This is a genomic window from Azospirillum sp. TSH20, assembly GCF_003115935.1.
In the GTDB taxonomy this organism is placed as follows: domain Bacteria; phylum Pseudomonadota; class Alphaproteobacteria; order Azospirillales; family Azospirillaceae; genus Azospirillum.
In genome coordinates, this window is sequence record NZ_LGQU01000108.1 from 1 (window position 1) to 16,757 (window position 16,757).

Consider the following 16,757-nt stretch of genomic DNA (forward strand, 5'->3'; position numbering starts at 1 on the left):
CGCGGGCCGGCGACGCCGGGCGCGGCTTCGCCGTGGTGGCGCAGGAGGTGCGGCAGCTCGCCCAGCGCTCCGCCCAGGCGTCGAAGGAGATCAAGGCGCTGATCATGGACAGCGGCGGGCAGGTGCGCGACGGCGTCGATCTCGTGCGCTCCGCCGGCAGCTCCCTGACCGAGATCGTGTCGGGCATCGGCCGGGTCGCCGATCTGGTGTCGGAGATCGCGCGGGCGACCGCCGAGCAGGCGTCCGGCCTGGACGAGGTCAACATCGCCATCGCCCAGATGGACGAGATGACCCAGAAGAACGCCGCCCTGGTGGAGGAAAGCACCGCCGCCGCCCGCTCGCTGGAGGAACAGGCCGACCAGCTGCGCCACCAGATGACCTTCTTCACCCTGGACCGCCAGTCCGCCTCCCGCCAGTCTGCCTGAGGACGCCACCGGTGCCGCGATGACCGACCGCTCGCCCGCCTTATCGACCGAACCCGCGACGCCGCGGCGCTCCCTCGCCGCCTCGCCGGCCGCGGTGTTCGGCGGTGCGCGCGAGTTCCGGTTCGAGCGGCATCATTTCGACCTGATCGCCGGGCTGCTCTATCAGCTGGCCGGCATCGCGCTGGCCCCGCACAAGGCCGAGATGGTCTATGCCCGCCTGGCGCGGCGCCTGCGCGAGTTGCGCCTGCCCGACTTCGACGCCTATTGCGCCCTGCTGCAGAGCGACGAGGTGGCGGACGAGATCGGCTTCCTGGTCAATGCGCTGACCACCAACCTGACCAGCTTCTACCGCGAATCGCACCATTTCGACTTCCTCGCCTCCACCGTCCTGCCGGAGGTGCGGGAGCTGAACGTCCAACAGTCGAAACCGCGCCTGCGGCTGTGGTCGGCCGGCTGTTCGTCGGGGCCGGAGCCCTACACCATGGCGATGGTTCTGGTCTCGACCATGGGCGCCGATCTGCGCCGCTGGGACGCCCGCATCCTCGCCACCGACATCGACACCCACATGGTGGACACCGCCCGGCGCGGCATCTATCCGCTGTCGGGCGCCACCGGCATCCCGCCACAGGTCCGCCAGCGCTTCACCCAGGACGTGAAGCTGGACGGCGAGCCGGCGGTGGCGATGGGCGAGGAGCTGAAACGCCTCGTCACCGTCAAGCCGCTGAACCTGCTGGAACATTGGCCGATGTCCGGCCCCTTCGACGCGATCTTTTGCCGCAACGTGCTGATCTATTTCGACCGTCGCGGCCGGATGCAGGTGATAGAAAACTTCGCCCGGATGCTCCGCCCCGGCGGGTATCTGTTCCTCGGCCACTCGGAGAGCCTGTATGGCGTGTCGAACCTGTTCCGCCAGGCCGGTCCGACGATCTACCGGAGGGACTGAGCGATGAACGCCGTCCCCCTTCCCCGATCCGGATCCAACCGGTCCGCGACGCACCGGCGCCTCGGCAGCGGGCGCTACTTCAACCAGGAATTCAAGGTCGACACCGTCAAGATCGCGCTGGGCCAGCAGGCGGTCAGCGACCGGCCCGACCTGATGATCGCGACGACGCTGGGGTCCTGCGTGGCGGCCTGCATTCACGACCCGGTGCGCCGCATCGGCGGCATGAACCATTTCATGCTGCCCGACCTGCCGGAGATCGAGCTGGAGGGGGCCGGCGTCGCCGCGCGCTATGGCTCGGTGGCGATGGAGCGGCTGATCAACGCGCTGCTGGCGGCGGGCGCCGAACGCCGGCGCCTGCAGGTCAAGCTGTTCGGCGGTGGCCGGGTCATCGAGTCGAGCTACGACATCGGCGGGCTGAACAGCCGTTTCGCCCTGGATTACGTGCGGGCGGAGGGGCTGATGCTGGCAGGCCAGGACCTGGGCGGCGGCTCCGCCCGGCGGCTGCATTACTTCCCCCACAGCGGCCGGGCGCTGCGGCGCCTGCTGCGGCCGGAGGCGGCGGCCGACACCGTCACCCGCGAACGGCGCTTCATCACCCACCTGAGCCAGAGCCCCGAGGAAGGCGAGGTCGAACTGTTCGCGCCCGCCGATCCGGGAGGGAGCTGACCGATGCCCAGACCGATCCGTGTCGTCATCGTCGACGACAGCGCCCTGATGCGCGAAATGCTGAAGGATATCCTGAGCCGGGAGGCGGGGATGGAGGTCGCCGGCGTCGCCCGCGACCCCTTCGAGGCGCGCGAGGTCATCAAGGCCACCAACCCCGACGTCATCACCCTGGACGTCGAGATGCCGAAGATGGACGGCCTGTCCTTCCTGGAGAAGATCATGACCCTGCGGCCGACGCCGGTCATCATGGTCTCCTCCCTGACCCGCGAAGGCTCCGACGCCGCCATCCGCGCGCTGGAGCTGGGGGCGGTGGACTGCGTCGCCAAGCCCGGCGGCTCCGACGGGCACGGGTTCGAGGCGACGGCGATGGAGCTGGTCTCCAAGATCCGTGTCGCCGCCACCGCGCGCCTGACCATGCGCCGCCCGGCCGCCGTGCATGGCGTGCTGCCGACGCCGCGCCGCGCCGGGTCGGGAAAACGGCTGATCGCCATCGGCGCCTCGACCGGCGGGGTGGAGCGCATCCGCGACGTGCTGGCCGCCATGCCGGCCGATTGCCCGCCCATCGTCATCACCCAGCATATGGGGCCGAGCTACGTGCCCAGCTTCGCGGCCCGGCTCGACCGGCTGTCAGCGCCCACCGTCCGGGTGGCCGTCCATGGCGACCGGCCGGCCCAGGGGCTGGTGCTGATCGCCCCCGGCGACCGCCATCTCGCCATCGTCCGCGACGCCACCGGCTTCGTCTGCCACATCCAGGACACGCCTGCGGTCAGCGGCCACCGCCCGTCGGTCGACGTGCTGTTCGCCTCGGTCGCCAAGGCGGCCGGCGGCAATGCGGTCGGCGTCATCCTGTCCGGCATGGGCCGCGACGGCGCCATCGGCATGAAGGCGATGCATGAGGCCTGCGCCTTCACCATCGGCGAGCAGGAATCGAGCTGCGTCGTCTATGGCATGCCGCGGGCGGCCAAGGAGGCCGGCGCGGTCGCCGTCGAACTGCCGCTTACCCAAATTCCCGCCGAAATGCTGCGCGCCTTCGACGCCGTCGGCGAGCGCCCCCGTACCGCCTGATCCGACCGGGCATCCGGGCAGAGTTTCCCCGGGCAGAGTTTCTAAGGAGCACCAGTATGTTTACCCCCGCTTCCCCCGATGCCGTGCCCGCGACGCCGGACAGTTTCCAGGACGGAGCCCAAGGCGGAAACGCCAAGGTCGCGGTCACTGCGGAGCTGCTGTCGACATGGCTCGGTTTCGCCGATGTGCAGCGCCGCACGCTGGACGTCGTGCAGGGCGAGCTGACGCGGACCTCGAACCATGTGGAGACCTCCACCCTCGACCTGTCGGACCGCTTCCGCGAGCTGGCCCAGAAGGCGCTGGAACAGTCGGAACGGGTGGCCCAGATCGTCGCCATGGCCGGGTCGGTCGACATCGACGGCGAACGGGTGCCGCTCGACACTCTGGTCGTCGGCATGCAGGACGTCATCACCGACATGGTGACCAACATCGTCACCCTGTCGCGTCACGCCATGAGCATGGTCTATCTGCTGGACGACGTGCAGAAGGACGTGGCCGAGCTGGAGAAGTCGATCGGCGACATCGACGGCATCAACCGCCAGACCAACTTCCTGGCGCTGAACGCCACCATCGAGGCCAGCCGCGCCGGTGAGGCCGGGCGCACCTTCGCCGTGGTGGCGCAGGAGGTGCGCCACCTCTCCCGCTCCACCGGCGAGCTGGCCGAGCGCATGCGCAGCAAGGTCACCGCCGTGGTGAAGGGCGTCCGCAACGGCCACGACATCCTGCGCCAGATCGCCAACACCGACATGTCGCCCCAGATGCTGGCCAAGGAGCGCGTCGACAAGACGATGGACAGCCTGGTGGCGCAGACCAACCATTTCCAGTCGGTGCTGGAAACCGCCGCCTCGGTGTCGTCCGACATGTCCGCCACCATCGCCCATGTCATCACCGGCATGCAGTTCCAAGACCTGACCAAGCAGCGGATCGAGGCGATCAACGACAGCCTCGCCATCATGGGCGCCGGGCTGGGAGAGCTGGAAACCCAAATCCGCGCCCAGGTACCCGCCGGCATCGGCGCACGGGAGCCTGAGGAATGGCTGAACCAGCTGATGGGTCGATTCACGCTGAGCGAGATGCGCGAGCGCTTCGTCCGCAAGCTGCTGCTGGAAGGCACCGCGCTGGACGAAAACGGCGTGCTCGACCTCAATGCCGCAGGGGGAAGCGGCTCGGGCGGTGATATTGAACTCTTCTAGCGCGGTGCGCCCGCCGCCTGTACAGTGAACCACTTTTCCGGAAAGACGGGCCTATGAATTACGGCATAGAAGTGCGCGACCAGGAGGCGGTCGTCCGCCTGCGCGGCCGGCTGACCTTCAACGATCATGCAAAGTTGCGGACCCTGATCGGCGAAATGGGGCAGAACAAGCTCAAGCGCCAGGTGCTCGACCTGTCGTCGCTGGAGTTCGTCGATTCCGCCGGCATCGGCATGCTGCTGATCGCGCGGGAGGAAATGGACCGCGCCGCCAAGCAATTCGTCCTGCGGGGCGCCGCCGGCCAGGTGAAGCGGGTGCTGACCGTGGCGCAGATCGCCAAGATCGTTGCGATGGAGGACTGATCCCGGTGAGCGACGGGACGGCCCAGAGCATGGCCCAGAGCGCGGCCGACAGCGCGGCCCGGGGCGCGACCGGGACGGTCGGATGCCGCACCCGCTTCGCCGGCCTCGCGGCTCCGGGGATGCCGGCCGAACGGCTTGCCCGGCTGGCTCAGGCTCTGGGTCTGGCCCCGGTTGCGGAGCCCGCCGGGCCGGCGGCGCTGGCTGTCCTGCTGACCGGAGCGGACCCCGGCAGAAATGCCGACGAGCTGTGGCTTCCCCCGGTCGCCGCCTGGATCGAACCGCCGGACGGCAGCGATGCCGCCGGGCTGGTCCCGCTGCTCGCCGACGCGGCGGGCAACGACCTCTACCTCAACCTGACCACCGCGACCGCCCATGACCTCCAACTCGGCGGGCGGCTGCTGGCCGCGCTGAACGCGCGCCATCGGCTGGACGGGGACCGCCGCGACGATCTGGAGCTGGCCCTGCACGAGGCGGTCAGCAACGCGCTGGTCCATGGCAACCTGGGCGTCGCCGGCATGAAGGAGCTGAGCGCGCAGGAACTGGAACGCTTTTCCCGCGACCTGGGCGATCGTCTGGCCGACCCGACCCTGGCCGCCCGCCGCATCGTCATCGCGTTGCGGATCGATCCTGCAGAAAATGGGCTGGCAGAAGATGACCGCGCGCTGGCGACGGTGGAGGTCACCGACGAAGGCGAAGGCTTCACCCCCGGCCCGCGCACCAGTTCCGGCGCCTCCGGCCGCGGTCTGGACCTGATCGGCAACATCGCGGACGAGCTGGAGATCGCAAATGGCGGCCGCAGCATCCGCCTGAGGTTCCGGCTGTGACCGCGGTGGGATGGCATAGCCCCGGCTGCACGGCCGTGTCGGCGCCGCCGGACGGGCTTGCCAATCCGCAGCGACCGGACGGCCGCGCCTGCGAATACCAGGACCCCGACTGCACCATCCTCGATTGCCCGATCCTGGTGGTGGACGACACCGCCTTCAACCGCACCCTGATCGGCGCCTTCCTCGCCGAGGCCGGCTTCCGCAGGGTCTCCTTCGCCGCAAGCGGGCTGGAGGCCCTGGCGATGATCGAGGCCGCCCTCCCCGACCTGCTGATCCTCGACATCATGATGCCGGGAATGGACGGGTTCGAGGTCTGCCGCCGCCTGCGCGCCATGCCGGAGACCGCCGACCTGCCGATCCTGGTGCAGACCGCGCTGTCGTCCGGCGAGGACCGCAACCGCGCCTTCGCTGCCGGCACCACCGATCTGGTGTCGAAGCCGCTGGAGCGCACCGAGTTGCTGGCCCGCGTGCGCATCCATCTGGAAGACCGGGTGCTGATCCGCCGTCTGCAGGCCTATCGGGCGCGGGTGGAGGCGGAGCTGGCCATCGCCCGGTCGATGCACGAGCACCTGCTGCCGACCCCGGCGCAATGCGACGCGGTGGTGGCCGCCGCCGGCTGTCGCCTGCGGGCCCACAGCGCGATCTCCCCCCATCTCGGCGGCGATTTGTGGGGGCTTCTGCCGCTCGGCGGAGGGCGCTTCGGCGTCTATCTGCTGAATGTCGCCGGCCGCGGGGTTTCGGCGGCGCTGAACGCCTTCCGCCTGCATGCCCTTCTGCAGGAGCTTGGACCCGTTCACGGCCAGGACGCCGCCGGCCTGCTGACCGCGCTGAACGACCGCGCCGCCGGGCTTCTGGCCGCGGGGGAAAAGGCGACCATGACCTATGGGGTGGTGGACGGCAAGGCCGGCCGCTTCATCCACGCCTCGGCCGACGGCGCCCCGCCGATGATCCTGGATGGTGACGGCGGACCGCATTTCGGCCTGGCCACCGGCCTGCCGATCGGCATCGCCCCCGGCACCCGCTATCGCAGCGAAATGATGGAACTGCCGCGCGGCGGCGTGCTGGCGCTCTACTCCGTCGCTGTGCTGGAAGCGCTGGACGCCGGCGGGACCGGAATCGGGCTTGGCTGGATGATCGCCCGCGCGGTGGCGGAAGGCGAGGGTTTCGACGCGGTGGTCCGTTCGCTGGGCTTTGCCCTGGGCCGGGCCAGCGGCGACGACCACACCTTGCTGTGGATCGAGCGGGAGTCGGCGCCATGACCGGTTCGCCGCCACCCGGCCTGCTGCCGGTCGAGACGCGCGATGCCTTCGACGGGCTGGCCGGCGCCCGTGTGCTGGTCGTCGACGACAACCGCATCAACCGCCATCTGCTGCTGGCATTGCTGGAGCGCGGCGGCATCACCCTGATCGAACAGGCGGAGGACGGGCACGACGCCCTGGTCCGGATCGAGCGGTTCAAGCCCGACCTCGTGCTGCTCGACCTGATGATGCCGCAGATGGACGGGTTCGAGATGTGCCGGCGCCTGCGCGCCGATCCGCGCTGGAAATCGCTGCCGGTCCTGGTGCAGTCCAGCCTGAACCGGGCGGAGGATCGCGCCCGCGCCTTCGCCGCCGGGGCGACCGACTATGTTACCAAGCCGATCAACGCGGTGGAACTGCTGGCCCGCGTCCGCATTCATCTGCGCAAGCGCACCATGCTGCGCGACCTGCAGCAGTATCACGGCCGCACGGAAGCCGAGCTGGAACTGGCCCGTGCCATGCAGGCCCGGATGCTGCCGGGCCCCGACCGCCTGGCGGAGCTGGAGGCGGCGACCGGCATCGCCATCCACACCCATTTCGCCCCCTCGTCCGAGTTGGGCGGCGATTTCTGGGGAATCAATCGGCTGCCGGACGGCCGGGTGGCCATCTATCTGGTCGACTTCTCCGGCCATGGCGTCGGGGCGGCGCTGAACACCTTCCGGCTGGACGCCATCTGTCGCCAGATCGGCAGCACGGAACTGAGCCCGGCGGAGTTCCTGGCCGCCGTCAACCGCCGGCTGTGCGGGCTGCTGCCCTGCGGCCAGTTTGCGACGATGCTGACCGGCGTGATCGACCCGGCAGCCGGCCTGTTCCACTATGCCTCGGCCGGATCGACGGCGCCGATGATGTGGCATCCGGGCGATGAGGCGCCGCGGCTGGGCGACGGCAGCGGCCTGCCGCTCGGCCTGCTGGCATCGGCCAGCTACGACAGCCGCCTGATGCCGATGCCGCCCGGCGCCCGCCTGTTCCTCTATTCCGACGCCGCCATCGAGATCCCGATCGGCGGTGAGGACAGCCACGAGGTTCTGGACGAATACGGTCTCGCCACCCTCTTCGCCCGCCGTCTGCAGGAGCCGGACGACGCCGCCCTGCTGTCCGGCTTGCTCGGCGACCTGAAGGCGACCGGCCCCATCGACGACGACCTGACGGCGCTTCTGCTGACGCGGCGGACATAACACCGCGTGCGGGAGGGACCGCATTGGCGAGATACCGGCCGAAAAGCAAAAAGGCCGCTCCCGAGGGAGCGGCCTTTCGCGTTCGGCGGGAGCCGACCGATCAGCGCGAGTAGAACTCGATGACCAGGTTCGGTTCCATCTGGACCGGGTACGGAACGTCGGCCAGCAGCGGAGCGCGGACGAAGCGGCCCTTCAGCGCGCTGCTGTCGACTTCCAGGTAATCGGGGATGTCACGCTCGCCGGAAGCGGAGGCTTCCAGGATCAGCGCCATCTGCTTGGACTTGGCGCGCACCTCGACGGTGTCGTTGTCCTTGATGCGGGCCGACGCGATGTTCAGGCGGCGGCCGTTGACCAGGATGTGGCCGTGGTTGATCAGCTGGCGCGCGGCGAACGGGGTCGGCGCGAACTTCATGCGGTAGACCACCGCGTCCAGACGACGCTCCAGCAGACCGACCAGGTTCTCGCCGGTGTCGCCCTTGCGGCGGACAGCCTCGGCATAGATGCGGCGGAACTGCTTCTCGCCGATGTTGCCGTAGTAGCCCTTCAGCTTCTGCTTGGCCATCAGCTGCAGACCGTAGTCCGACGGCTTCTTGCGGCGCTGGCCATGCTGGCCCGGGCCATACTCGCGCTTGTTCAGCGGGCTCTTGGCACGGCCCCACAGGTTGACGCCAAGGCGGCGGTCAATCTTGTACTTGGACTCTTGACGCTTGCTCATAACTCTCAGGCCTCGTTGGACACGAGTTGATGTTGTCCCGGTAGTTCCGTCCGCCTTGTTACAGGCGGCGGACGGGGCGTCAAAGATTGCGCGCGCCCGCTTTCCCAGGAGGTGAAGGCGCGCACAATACCCATTGGCGGGCCGGAGTCAAGCCTGACGGCATATCCGGAACTTCTTGCGCACGCCCCTTCTTTGCGCTCCCCTTCCCGGCACAAGATTCGGCAGGCAGGAATAGGCGCGATGGAACGGGTGGAGTGCGTGATCGTCGGCGCGGGCGTGGTCGGGCTGGCGGTGGCGCGGCGGCTGGCGCAGGCCGGGCGCGAGGTGATCGTGCTGGAGGCAGCGGACGCTATCGGCACCGGCACCAGTTCGCGCAACTCCGAGGTCATCCATGCCGGCATCTATTATCCGACCGGCAGCCTGCGCGCCCGGCTGTGCGTGCCCGGCCGCGACGCGCTCTATGACTATTGCGCCGCCCATGGCGTCGAGCATCGCCGCGTCGGCAAGCTGATCGTCGCGACGGAGGAGATCCAGTTGCCCAAGCTGGCGGCGATCCGCGCCCAGGCCGCCGCGAACGGCGTCACCGACCTGACCGAGATCGATGCCGCCACCGCGCGGGCGTGGGAGCCCAACCTGCGCACCGTCGGCGCCCTGCTGTCGCCCTCCACCGGCATCATCGACAGCCACGGGCTGATGCTGGCCCTGCTGGGCGACGCGGAGGAGGCCGGGGCGATGCTGGCGCTGCTGAGCCCGCTGACGCGCTCGCACCGAACCGCCACCGGCTTCGAACTGGAGGTCGGTGGGGCGGAGCCGATGCGCATCGCCTGCTCCACCCTGATCAATGCCGCCGGATTGGGCGCCTGGGGCGTGGCGCGCGGGCTGGAGGGGCTGGATGCCGCCCATGTGCCGCCGCGCGTGCTGGCAAAGGGCAATTACTATGCGTTGGCCGCCGGCCGCTCGCCCTTCTCGCGGCTGGTTTATCCGGTGCCTGTTGAAGGCGGGCTGGGCGTGCACCTGACGCTGGACCTCGCCGGACAGGCCCGATTCGGTCCCGACGTGGAGTGGCTGGGCGATGTGGAGGGCAGCGTTGATTACGCCGTCGATCCCGCCCGCGCCGACTCCTTCTATGGCGCGGTGCGCGCCTATTGGCCGGGGCTGCCGGACGGCGCGCTGGTGCCGGCCTATTCCGGCGTGCGGCCGAAGCTGAGCGGGCCGGGGCAACCGCAGGCCGACTTCCTGATCCAGGGTCCGGACACCCACGGGGTGGACGGTCTGGTCAACCTGTTCGGCATCGAATCGCCGGGCCTGACCTCCTGTCTGGCCATCGCCGACGCGGTGGCGGTGGCACTCGGCGAGGCGCCTGAGATTCTTAACCATTCCTGAGGCTCACAGGGTTCTTGACCGCGACCTCGGCTCTCCCAATCTATAGGCATGGCGGCGCCGGCCGATGCTGGGCCGCCGACCCGCCGGGCGCCGGAAACGGGCCCATCTTCCGCAACTCGCTCCCGTCGTGAGGAGGATGCGTCGTGACGACTCGCCTTTCGCTCTTCAACAGCCCGCTGCTGCTTGGCTTCGACCAGTTCGAGCGGACGCTCGACCGGATCGCCAAGAATTCGGCCGAAGGCTATCCCCCCTACAACATCGAGCAGATCGGCGACGACGGCCTGCGCATCACGCTTGCCGTGGCCGGCTTCACCTCCGATGACCTGTCGGTCCAGATCGAGGACAACCAGCTGGTCATCCGCGGCCGCCAGACCGACGACAAGTCGCGCGTCTACCTGCACCGCGGCATCGCCGCGCGGCAGTTCCAGCGCAGCTTCGTGCTGGCCGAGGGGATCGAAGTGGTGGGCTGCTCGCTCGACAACGGGCTGCTCAACATCGACCTGACCCGCCCGATGCCGGAACCGAAGGTCCGCACCATCAAGATCGAGCAGCCGAAGAAGGCCGCCGGCGGCGCCATGCCCCGCACCATCGACGTGTCCGCCGATGGCCGGGACGACTGATCGCCGGAAAGCCCGATCGCTGGAAAGTCTGATCCAGGTCACAGCCTTCACCCCCGTTCTCCGACACTCTACCCCCGACACTCTGCACGCGCGGTCGCCCATGACGGGGAGCCGCCGGGAGATCACGATCATGATGAACGATACCCACACCCAGCTGCGCCAGCTGTCGCCCCAGGATTTCGCCAGCTTCGGCCTGGGCGACGTGGCCTATGTCCGCCCGGTCGAGATGGACGGAACCGCCGCCTTCGCCATCCACGCCGCCGACGGCACGCCGCTGAGCGTGGTGGCCGACCGCGAGCTGGCCTTCGCCGCCATCATCCAGAACGACATGGAGCCGGTCAGCGTCCATTGACCGGTTCGGCCGGGGCGCCGCCGCCATCGGCGGGCGCCCCCGGCCGGTTGCGCTGCAATCCGCCACATCTCGATCCTTGTCAGCCCTGACTCCTGTTGTAAGGTGCGCTCTGCGATAATCGCCGAGACAAGACGCGAAGAGGCAGTGGGGGACGGTCGGTTGGACGGCGGGGCAAGCGAAACGGCGGCGGATGCGAAGTCCGCTCCCGATACGGAAAAGCGCAGGGCCTGGGATGACGAGGCGCGCGATTCCCTTCACATCCTGCCCTTGTCGGCGATCCCGTTGGAAACGCCCGGCCTTCAGCATGCGCGCCTGATCAAGAATGTCCGGCTGCAGACGGTGGTGGAGATGTTCCGCGATGCCCAGACCGGCAGCGGGCAAGTCTCCCCCCGTCACATCCCCGCCTATTTCGAATCCTACAAGGACGAGGTCGAACGCGATCTGGTGAAGCTGGAGAAGATCGGCGCCGCCTCCAGCTTTGACGTCTATTCCTCGCGGATCGAGCTGCGCCGGCTGAACATCGACGTCAACAATGTCGAATCGCTGACCCTGTCCGACCGCAAGAAGGCCGAGCTGACCAACTACATGCGGGTCTTCACCCGGCCGCTGATGGAATATGTCTATGGCACGGAGGAGCTGCAGGTCTCCGACGTGACCGACATCATCCAGCTGTTCGCCAATCCCAACCGGGACGAGGCTCTGCGCAACCTGCGCATGATGGCCGACCGGCTGGACATTGGCCTGGGCGAGATCCCGCAATTTCTCGAGGAATACGGCGACGTCTTCCTGTCGCTGGCCTATTTCCGCAAATGCCTGGACGAGATCGTGCCGGAGGTGCAGCGCTTCGTCGGCTGGATGGGCGAAATCCGCAGCTCCGCCGAGGTCAAGCGCGACCCCCGCCAGATCAGGATGCTCGACGACATCGCCCGCGACCTGACCGACATCTCGACCTCCATCACCGGCCGGTTCGAGAGCTTCGACAACCGATCGAAGGACTTCTGGAGCGACATCAACGCCGACACCTTCCGGTCGATCCGCGAACTGATCTCGTCCCACCACGTCACCATCGGCGGGGTGCTGTGCGGTCTGGCGGTGAAGATGAATCTGTGGAAGCACCGCTTCGCCCGCGGCGGCGGCGGCCCCAACCGGCGCATGGAGTTCGTGAAGTCGGAGATCCTGCCCGGCCTGTCGCACATCAAGGCGCTGGAACAGTCGGCGCGGACCGGCCACCTATAGTCGCCGGCCGCTCTCCGCCCGATCCCCACCAGCCTTCAATCCATCGACAGCATCTTCCCCATGCCGTTGTCCAGCAGGATGGTGGCGAACAGCGTCAGGATCGGGATCAGGAACATCAGCCCGATGACGCATCGCACGATCAGGTCCTTGCGTCGGGCGGAGCGGCACAGCGGGCAGTCGTCGGGACCATGCCCGTAATCGGACCCGCAATAGGGACAGGCTGTGGTGTCGACCATGGCAGACGGGCTTTCAGCATGGGCGGGAGGCCCTGGAACCAAGGCCATTCTGGACCCGCGCCCCCGCCCGTCGTCATGAAATCCCTGTCATACTTAAGGCTTTTCCCGTCCTGTGGCGGGCCAGCCGCTCAGGCCGCGCGATCCATCGGCACCAGCCCGCCGACGCTGCGGCCGAACTGCGCCGCGAACCGGTCGCGCTCGGCCCCGGCCAGGGTGAAGGTGACATGCAGGCGTCCGGCGGCACCGCGTTCTGCCGCACGCACGACGGCAGGCACCGGCTCCAGCCCCGGCAGCGCGACGCGCAACGCGGTGCCTTCCGCCAGTCCGTTCCACGCCTCCTGCGGCAGGCCGCTCAACTGTGCGCCACCTTCCGAGGCGTTGTCGACCGTCACCGGCAAGTCGCGCCCGCCCACCGTGATCCGGCCCGGACGGTTCAGCGGATAGCGCGGAGCGGCCCGGCGGTTCACCTCCGGCGTCGCCGTGCGGATCGCTTCGATCAGGACGCGGCGGAGTTGGTCGATGCTGGCGGCGACGCGGGTGGACAGCGCATTGACTTCGCTGGCCCGCTCGCCGGTGGCCGTGGCCTCCTGAGACACGGCGGCGATGCGGGTCGCCACCTCCTGCGCGGCGTTGGAGGTCTGGACGACATTGCGGGCGATCTCGCCGGTCGCCGCCTCCTGCTCCTCGATGGCGGCAGCGACGGTGGCCGACACCGATTCGACGCCGCGCACCCGCTCGGCGATGGCGCGCACGGCATTCACCGCCTCCGCCGTGGTGGCCTGGATGGTGGCGATCTGACTTTCGATCTCGTCGGTCGCCCGCGCGGTCTGGCCGGCCAGCTGCTTCACCTCGCTCGCGACCACGGCGAAGCCCTTGCCCGCCTCGCCGGCCCGCGCCGCCTCGATGGTGGCGTTGAGCGCCAGCAAATTGGTCTGGCCGGCGACGTCGTTGATGAGGTCGGTCACCTCGCCGATGCGGGTCACCGCCTCGGCCAGACGCTGGATGGTCTCCTCCGCCCGGACCGACGCGCCGACAGCGTCGCCGGTCATCGTGGTGGCGGTGCCGATCTGGGCCGCGATCTCGCGGATGGAGGCGCTGAGCTGCTCCGACGCGGCGGCCACGGTCTGGGCGTTCGACAGCGCCTGGGTCGCGGCGGCGGCGACATTCTGGCTGTTGTCGCTGACCGCACGGGCCGATTCGGCCATGCGGGTGGCATTGCCGGCCATCTGGCTGGTCTGGCTGGCGACCACGTCGACCGCGTTCGACGCCTCGGTCTCCACCGTTTCGGCCATGCGCTGCAGGGCCGTCTGCTTCTCGCGCTCCGACCGCTCGCGCTCCTCGTCGCGCAGACGGCGCAGGCGCTCGGCCTCCTCGGCATTCTGCTTGAAGACGTTGAGCGCCTGGGCCATCGCCCCCACCTCGTCGCCGCGGTCGGCGCCGGGAATGGCGACGGCGAGGTTGCCCTGGGCCAGGGTCCGCATCGCCACCGTCAGTTCACCCACCGGCCGCACCACCCGGCGCCGGATGCCCAGCACGCCCAGCACCACGACCACCAGCACCAGGGCCGACACACCCCACACCGCGGTCATGAACAGGCTCTCGCGCCCGGCGGCATAAACCTCCGTCTCGCTGTTGTAGCGGGTGGTGTCCTCGACGATCCGGTCGACGACGGCGCGGTGGGCGGCATAGGCCTCGGCGATGGCGGCGTAGGAGGCGCGCGCCGCCGCCTCGTCCTTGCGGGCCAGCGCCGGCAGGAATCTCGTCTCGATTTCGCTCCAGAAGCGCATCACCGGCGCGTGGGAGGTCCGGGTCAACTGGTCGACCAGCGCCGGCTCGAAGCCCTCCTTCAGCCAATACTCGTGCCGCTCGTCATAATCCTTGCGCAGCTGCGCCAGCCGCGTGCGGCGCTGTCCGACCGACGCCGGGTCGTTCATCGCCAACGTCGCCTCCAGATAGGCTTCGATCACATATTCCGGCGGCGGCAGGATGTCGGCGATCAGGTCCTTGCCCAGGACGATGCGCTGGTAGATCGGCCCCCCCACCTTCAACTCGCGGATCGCCAGTGCGCCGGTGACGACCACCGCCAGGAAACCCAGCGTGACCACCACCCCGAACAGATTGGTAAGCGCGGCAATCCGGAGGTTTTTCAGCATGGTGCAACCCCTGCGCAAAGACGACAGCATAGGGTTGCTTCTCAAAATAAACCTAATGTGACAAGCAAAAAACTTGCTCGATTATCGGGTCTATTGGAAATGATGTTTCGTTAAGCGTTTTGCATACGGATTGTGCAGGGTCTGCGCAAGGGTCGACCAAAGAGCTGGACGCGATCTCAGGTCAAGACCAAGGTGCCGACCCAGCCAACCAGGGCAAGAATCACCAGCATCACCAGCAGAGCCACGATCACGGCATTGGTGCGCCGAATCGAACGGCAGCGCGGGCACCCCTCCTCGGCGGCGGGATAGCGGTGGGCGCAACGGTCGCAGCGGACGGTCTGGTCGGTTGCGGTCTGGTCCGACATCGGCGGGTTCCATGGGGTCGAAGGGCGGTAACGCCGCATGGATAGCACGCCCGCCGCCGCACCGCAGCGTCGATGAGCGGCGGCCGGGCGCCGTCGCCGGTGGGGCGAAATGCCGCATCAACCGGCCGGACGCCCATCAATCGGCTGCGGTGGTCTCCACCGGCGGCACGGCGCGCAGTTCGGCCGCCTGCAAACGGCGCGGGCTGTGGTCCAGCGGTTCCAGCAGCGGCATCTCCGCCCCTTCCGGCGCGGCGTGCAGATCGCGGAAGCGGCGTGCGCTGACCAGAACGCGCGACTCCAGCGTCCCCACCGCGCTGTTGTAGCAGCCGACGGCCTTGTCCAACTGCCCGCCCAGCTTTTCCATATGGCCGCCCAGGTCGGACAGCCGCTTGTAAAGCTCAGCACCCAGTGCGCTGATTTCGCGGGCATTGTCGGCCAGCCGCTCCTGCCGCCAGCCGTAGGCGACGGCGCGCAGAAGCGCGATGAGGGTGGTCGGCGTCGCCAGGATGACGCGATGGTCGATGCCGGCCTCGATCAGCGCCGGGTCCTGCTCCAGCGCCGCGGAGAAGAAGTTCTCGCCGGGCAGGAACAGCACGACAAATTCCGGGCTGTCGTCGAACTGGTCCCAATAGCCCTTGGTGCCGAGTTGCTTCATATGCTCGCGCACATGGCGGGCATGGCGGATCAGACCGTCGCGCCGCGCCACCTCCTCCACCGCCTGGATGCCGTCCAGATAGCCTTCCAGCGGCGTCTTGGCGTCGACCACGATGGTCTTGCCGCCGGGCAGCGTAACGATCAGGTCGGGGCGCAGCCGGCCGCTGTCGACCGACACCTGCTCGACGAAATCGCAATGGTCGAGCATGCCGGCCATCTCGCAAACCCGGCGCAGCTGGATTTCGCCCCAGCGCCCGCGTGCCGCCGGGGTGCGCAGCGCACGGACGAGGTTGCCGGTCTCCGCCCGCAGTTGGGTCTGGGTTTCGACCAGCGACAGCACCTGCTGCTTCAGCCCCTCATAGGCGCCGGCCCGCGTGCTTTCCAATTCGCGGATCTGGCGGTCCATCGCCTCCAGCGACTGGCGCACCGGGTCGACGATGGCGGCGATGGCGGTCTGCCGCTTGTCCAGATCGCCCTTCGCCTGTTCCTGGAAGCCGGTCAGCGTCTCCCGCGCCAGATCGAGGAAGCTGCGGTTGTTCTGGTGCAGCGCCTCCGCCGACAGGGCCTTGAAGCTGTCGGCCAGCGCGGCCTGGGCGCGCTCCAGCAGCGCCATCTTCTCAGCCGCGGCGGTGCGCTCCGCCTCCAGCCGGGTGGACATCTGGGCATGGCGTTCGCGGGCGTCGGCGACCTCGCCATGCAGACGGGCGATCTGGTGGTCGCGCGCCTCGATCTCCTCGCGCAGATCGTCCTCTGTCCGTTCGGCGAGATCCAGACGGGTGGCGAACTCCGCATGCAGGGCGGCGGCGGCGGCTTCCGCCCGGCCGGCGGCGGCGCGCATCACCGCCCAGGCGACGGCGGCGCCCAGCAGCAGCCCGGCCACCAGCCCGACCGCCAGCGACAGGCCGTCAATCACCATCCCGTTCACCAGGAACTGCGTCACCCCGACCACCCCCACACCACTGGTACCACCGCTGGCCCCACCACCGAAACCGGCACAGCCTATCGGAACGAATCGCGAATTGGAACAGGCCGCGAACGGACAGAGGGCCGCACCGGCCGAGCCGCCGCTTTCCCCGCTTGCCCAACCAAGGATAC

General features: G+C 68.8%; 18 protein-coding genes. 13 read left to right on the forward strand and 5 right to left on the reverse strand.

The genetic code is table 11. From position 1 onward, the window contains the following. From TSH20_RS25710 to TSH20_RS25750, 9 genes are all read left to right on the forward strand, one after another. On the forward strand, positions 1-425 hold a 425-nt coding region (locus TSH20_RS25710), incomplete at its 5' end, for a methyl-accepting chemotaxis protein (RefSeq protein WP_247874531.1). A gap of 19 nt (positions 426-444) precedes the next feature. Further along, a complete protein-coding gene (locus TSH20_RS25715) occupies positions 445-1,368 on the forward strand; it encodes a protein-glutamate O-methyltransferase (RefSeq protein WP_109157044.1) in 924 nt (307 codons plus the stop codon). A gap of 3 nt (positions 1,369-1,371) precedes the next feature. Then, complete coding sequence (locus TSH20_RS25720; protein ID WP_109157043.1) at positions 1,372-2,034, forward strand: chemotaxis protein; 663 nt, start codon at positions 1,372-1,374, stop codon at positions 2,032-2,034. Positions 2,035-2,037: 3 nt separating this feature from the next. Then, a complete protein-coding gene (locus TSH20_RS25725) occupies positions 2,038-3,099 on the forward strand; it encodes a chemotaxis response regulator protein-glutamate methylesterase (RefSeq protein WP_109157042.1) in 1,062 nt (353 codons plus the stop codon). A 56-nt stretch (positions 3,100-3,155) separates the two neighbouring features. Next, a complete protein-coding gene (locus TSH20_RS25730; RefSeq protein ID WP_109157041.1) occupies positions 3,156-4,292 on the forward strand; it encodes a methyl-accepting chemotaxis protein in 1,137 nt (378 codons plus the stop codon). 53 nt (positions 4,293-4,345) lie between these two features. Further along, positions 4,346-4,651: an STAS domain-containing protein gene (locus TSH20_RS25735; RefSeq protein ID WP_109157040.1), complete on the forward strand. Its 306-nt coding sequence runs from the start codon at positions 4,346-4,348 to the stop codon at positions 4,649-4,651. Between the two features lie 5 nt (positions 4,652-4,656). After that, positions 4,657-5,475 (forward strand): ATP-binding protein, encoded by an 819-nt coding sequence (locus TSH20_RS25740; RefSeq protein WP_247871507.1) that lies wholly within the window; start codon positions 4,657-4,659, stop codon positions 5,473-5,475. Positions 5,476-5,510: 35 nt separating this feature from the next. Beyond that, positions 5,511-6,734 (forward strand): fused response regulator/phosphatase, encoded by a 1,224-nt coding sequence (locus TSH20_RS36205; protein ID WP_282183586.1) that lies wholly within the window; start codon positions 5,511-5,513, stop codon positions 6,732-6,734. Further along, complete coding sequence (locus TSH20_RS25750) at positions 6,731-7,948, forward strand: fused response regulator/phosphatase (protein WP_109157037.1); 1,218 nt, start codon at positions 6,731-6,733, stop codon at positions 7,946-7,948. Before TSH20_RS36205 ends, TSH20_RS25750 begins: the two co-directional genes overlap by 4 nt. A gap of 100 nt (positions 7,949-8,048) precedes the next feature. On the opposite strand, the gene rpsD is transcribed toward TSH20_RS25750, so the two are convergent. After that, positions 8,049-8,663, reverse strand: a complete 615-nt coding sequence (rpsD, locus tag TSH20_RS25755) for a 30S ribosomal protein S4 (RefSeq protein ID WP_014248629.1) — start codon at positions 8,661-8,663, stop codon at positions 8,049-8,051. A 240-nt stretch (positions 8,664-8,903) separates the two neighbouring features. Here rpsD and TSH20_RS25760 point away from each other — a divergent pair, with 240 nt between their 5' ends. From TSH20_RS25760 to TSH20_RS25775, 4 genes are all read left to right on the forward strand, one after another. Continuing rightward, complete coding sequence (locus TSH20_RS25760; protein ID WP_109157036.1) at positions 8,904-10,046, forward strand: NAD(P)/FAD-dependent oxidoreductase; 1,143 nt, start codon at positions 8,904-8,906, stop codon at positions 10,044-10,046. A 143-nt stretch (positions 10,047-10,189) separates the two neighbouring features. Then, entirely contained in the window at positions 10,190-10,666 is a 477-nt protein-coding gene (locus tag TSH20_RS25765; protein ID WP_042689584.1) for an Hsp20 family protein, read from the forward strand. A gap of 130 nt (positions 10,667-10,796) precedes the next feature. Beyond that, positions 10,797-11,018, forward strand: coding sequence for a DUF1150 family protein (locus TSH20_RS25770; protein ID WP_109153517.1), 222 nt, complete (start codon positions 10,797-10,799; stop codon positions 11,016-11,018). Positions 11,019-11,177: 159 nt separating this feature from the next. After that, on the forward strand, positions 11,178-12,254 hold the full coding sequence (locus TSH20_RS25775) for a hypothetical protein (RefSeq protein WP_109157035.1): 1,077 nt from the start codon (positions 11,178-11,180) through the stop codon (positions 12,252-12,254). Positions 12,255-12,289: 35 nt separating this feature from the next. Here the strand turns inward: TSH20_RS25775 and TSH20_RS25780 are convergent, their stop codons facing one another. The 4 genes from TSH20_RS25780 to rmuC form a co-directional block, all read right to left on the reverse strand. Next, a complete protein-coding gene (locus tag TSH20_RS25780; protein WP_244560865.1) occupies positions 12,290-12,490 on the reverse strand; it encodes a hypothetical protein in 201 nt (66 codons plus the stop codon). 128 nt (positions 12,491-12,618) lie between these two features. Continuing rightward, positions 12,619-14,643: a methyl-accepting chemotaxis protein gene (locus TSH20_RS25785; protein WP_109157034.1), complete on the reverse strand. Its 2,025-nt coding sequence runs from the start codon at positions 14,641-14,643 to the stop codon at positions 12,619-12,621. Between the two features lie 176 nt (positions 14,644-14,819). Continuing rightward, the gene (locus TSH20_RS25790; protein WP_109153504.1) at positions 14,820-15,008 is read right to left on the reverse strand and encodes a hypothetical protein; all 189 of its coding nucleotides are present in this window, start codon (positions 15,006-15,008) and stop codon (positions 14,820-14,822) included. 136 nt (positions 15,009-15,144) lie between these two features. Continuing rightward, on the reverse strand, positions 15,145-16,602 hold the full coding sequence (gene rmuC, locus TSH20_RS25795; RefSeq protein WP_247871506.1) for a DNA recombination protein RmuC: 1,458 nt from the start codon (positions 16,600-16,602) through the stop codon (positions 15,145-15,147). Between the last annotated feature and the right edge of the window lie 155 nt (positions 16,603-16,757).

Coding starts and splice junctions, on each gene's coding strand:
- TSH20_RS25735 (WP_109157040.1), top strand. CDS start 4,346: ATGAATTACGGCATAGAAGTGCGCGACCAGGAGGCGGTCGTCCGCCTG.
- TSH20_RS25760 (WP_109157036.1), top strand. CDS start 8,904: ATGGAACGGGTGGAGTGCGTGATCGTCGGCGCGGGCGTGGTCGGGCTG.
- TSH20_RS25725 (WP_109157042.1), top strand. CDS start 2,038: ATGCCCAGACCGATCCGTGTCGTCATCGTCGACGACAGCGCCCTGATG.
- TSH20_RS25730 (WP_109157041.1), top strand. CDS start 3,156: ATGTTTACCCCCGCTTCCCCCGATGCCGTGCCCGCGACGCCGGACAGT.
- TSH20_RS25785 (WP_109157034.1), bottom strand. CDS start 14,643: ATGCTGAAAAACCTCCGGATTGCCGCGCTTACCAATCTGTTCGGGGTG.
- TSH20_RS25750 (WP_109157037.1), top strand. CDS start 6,731: ATGACCGGTTCGCCGCCACCCGGCCTGCTGCCGGTCGAGACGCGCGAT.
- TSH20_RS25715 (WP_109157044.1), top strand. CDS start 445: ATGACCGACCGCTCGCCCGCCTTATCGACCGAACCCGCGACGCCGCGG.
- TSH20_RS25770 (WP_109153517.1), top strand. CDS start 10,797: ATGATGAACGATACCCACACCCAGCTGCGCCAGCTGTCGCCCCAGGAT.
- TSH20_RS25790 (WP_109153504.1), bottom strand. CDS start 15,008: ATGTCGGACCAGACCGCAACCGACCAGACCGTCCGCTGCGACCGTTGC.
- TSH20_RS25720 (WP_109157043.1), top strand. CDS start 1,372: ATGAACGCCGTCCCCCTTCCCCGATCCGGATCCAACCGGTCCGCGACG.
- TSH20_RS25780 (WP_244560865.1), bottom strand. CDS start 12,490: ATGGTCGACACCACAGCCTGTCCCTATTGCGGGTCCGATTACGGGCAT.
- rpsD (WP_014248629.1), bottom strand. CDS start 8,663: ATGAGCAAGCGTCAAGAGTCCAAGTACAAGATTGACCGCCGCCTTGGC.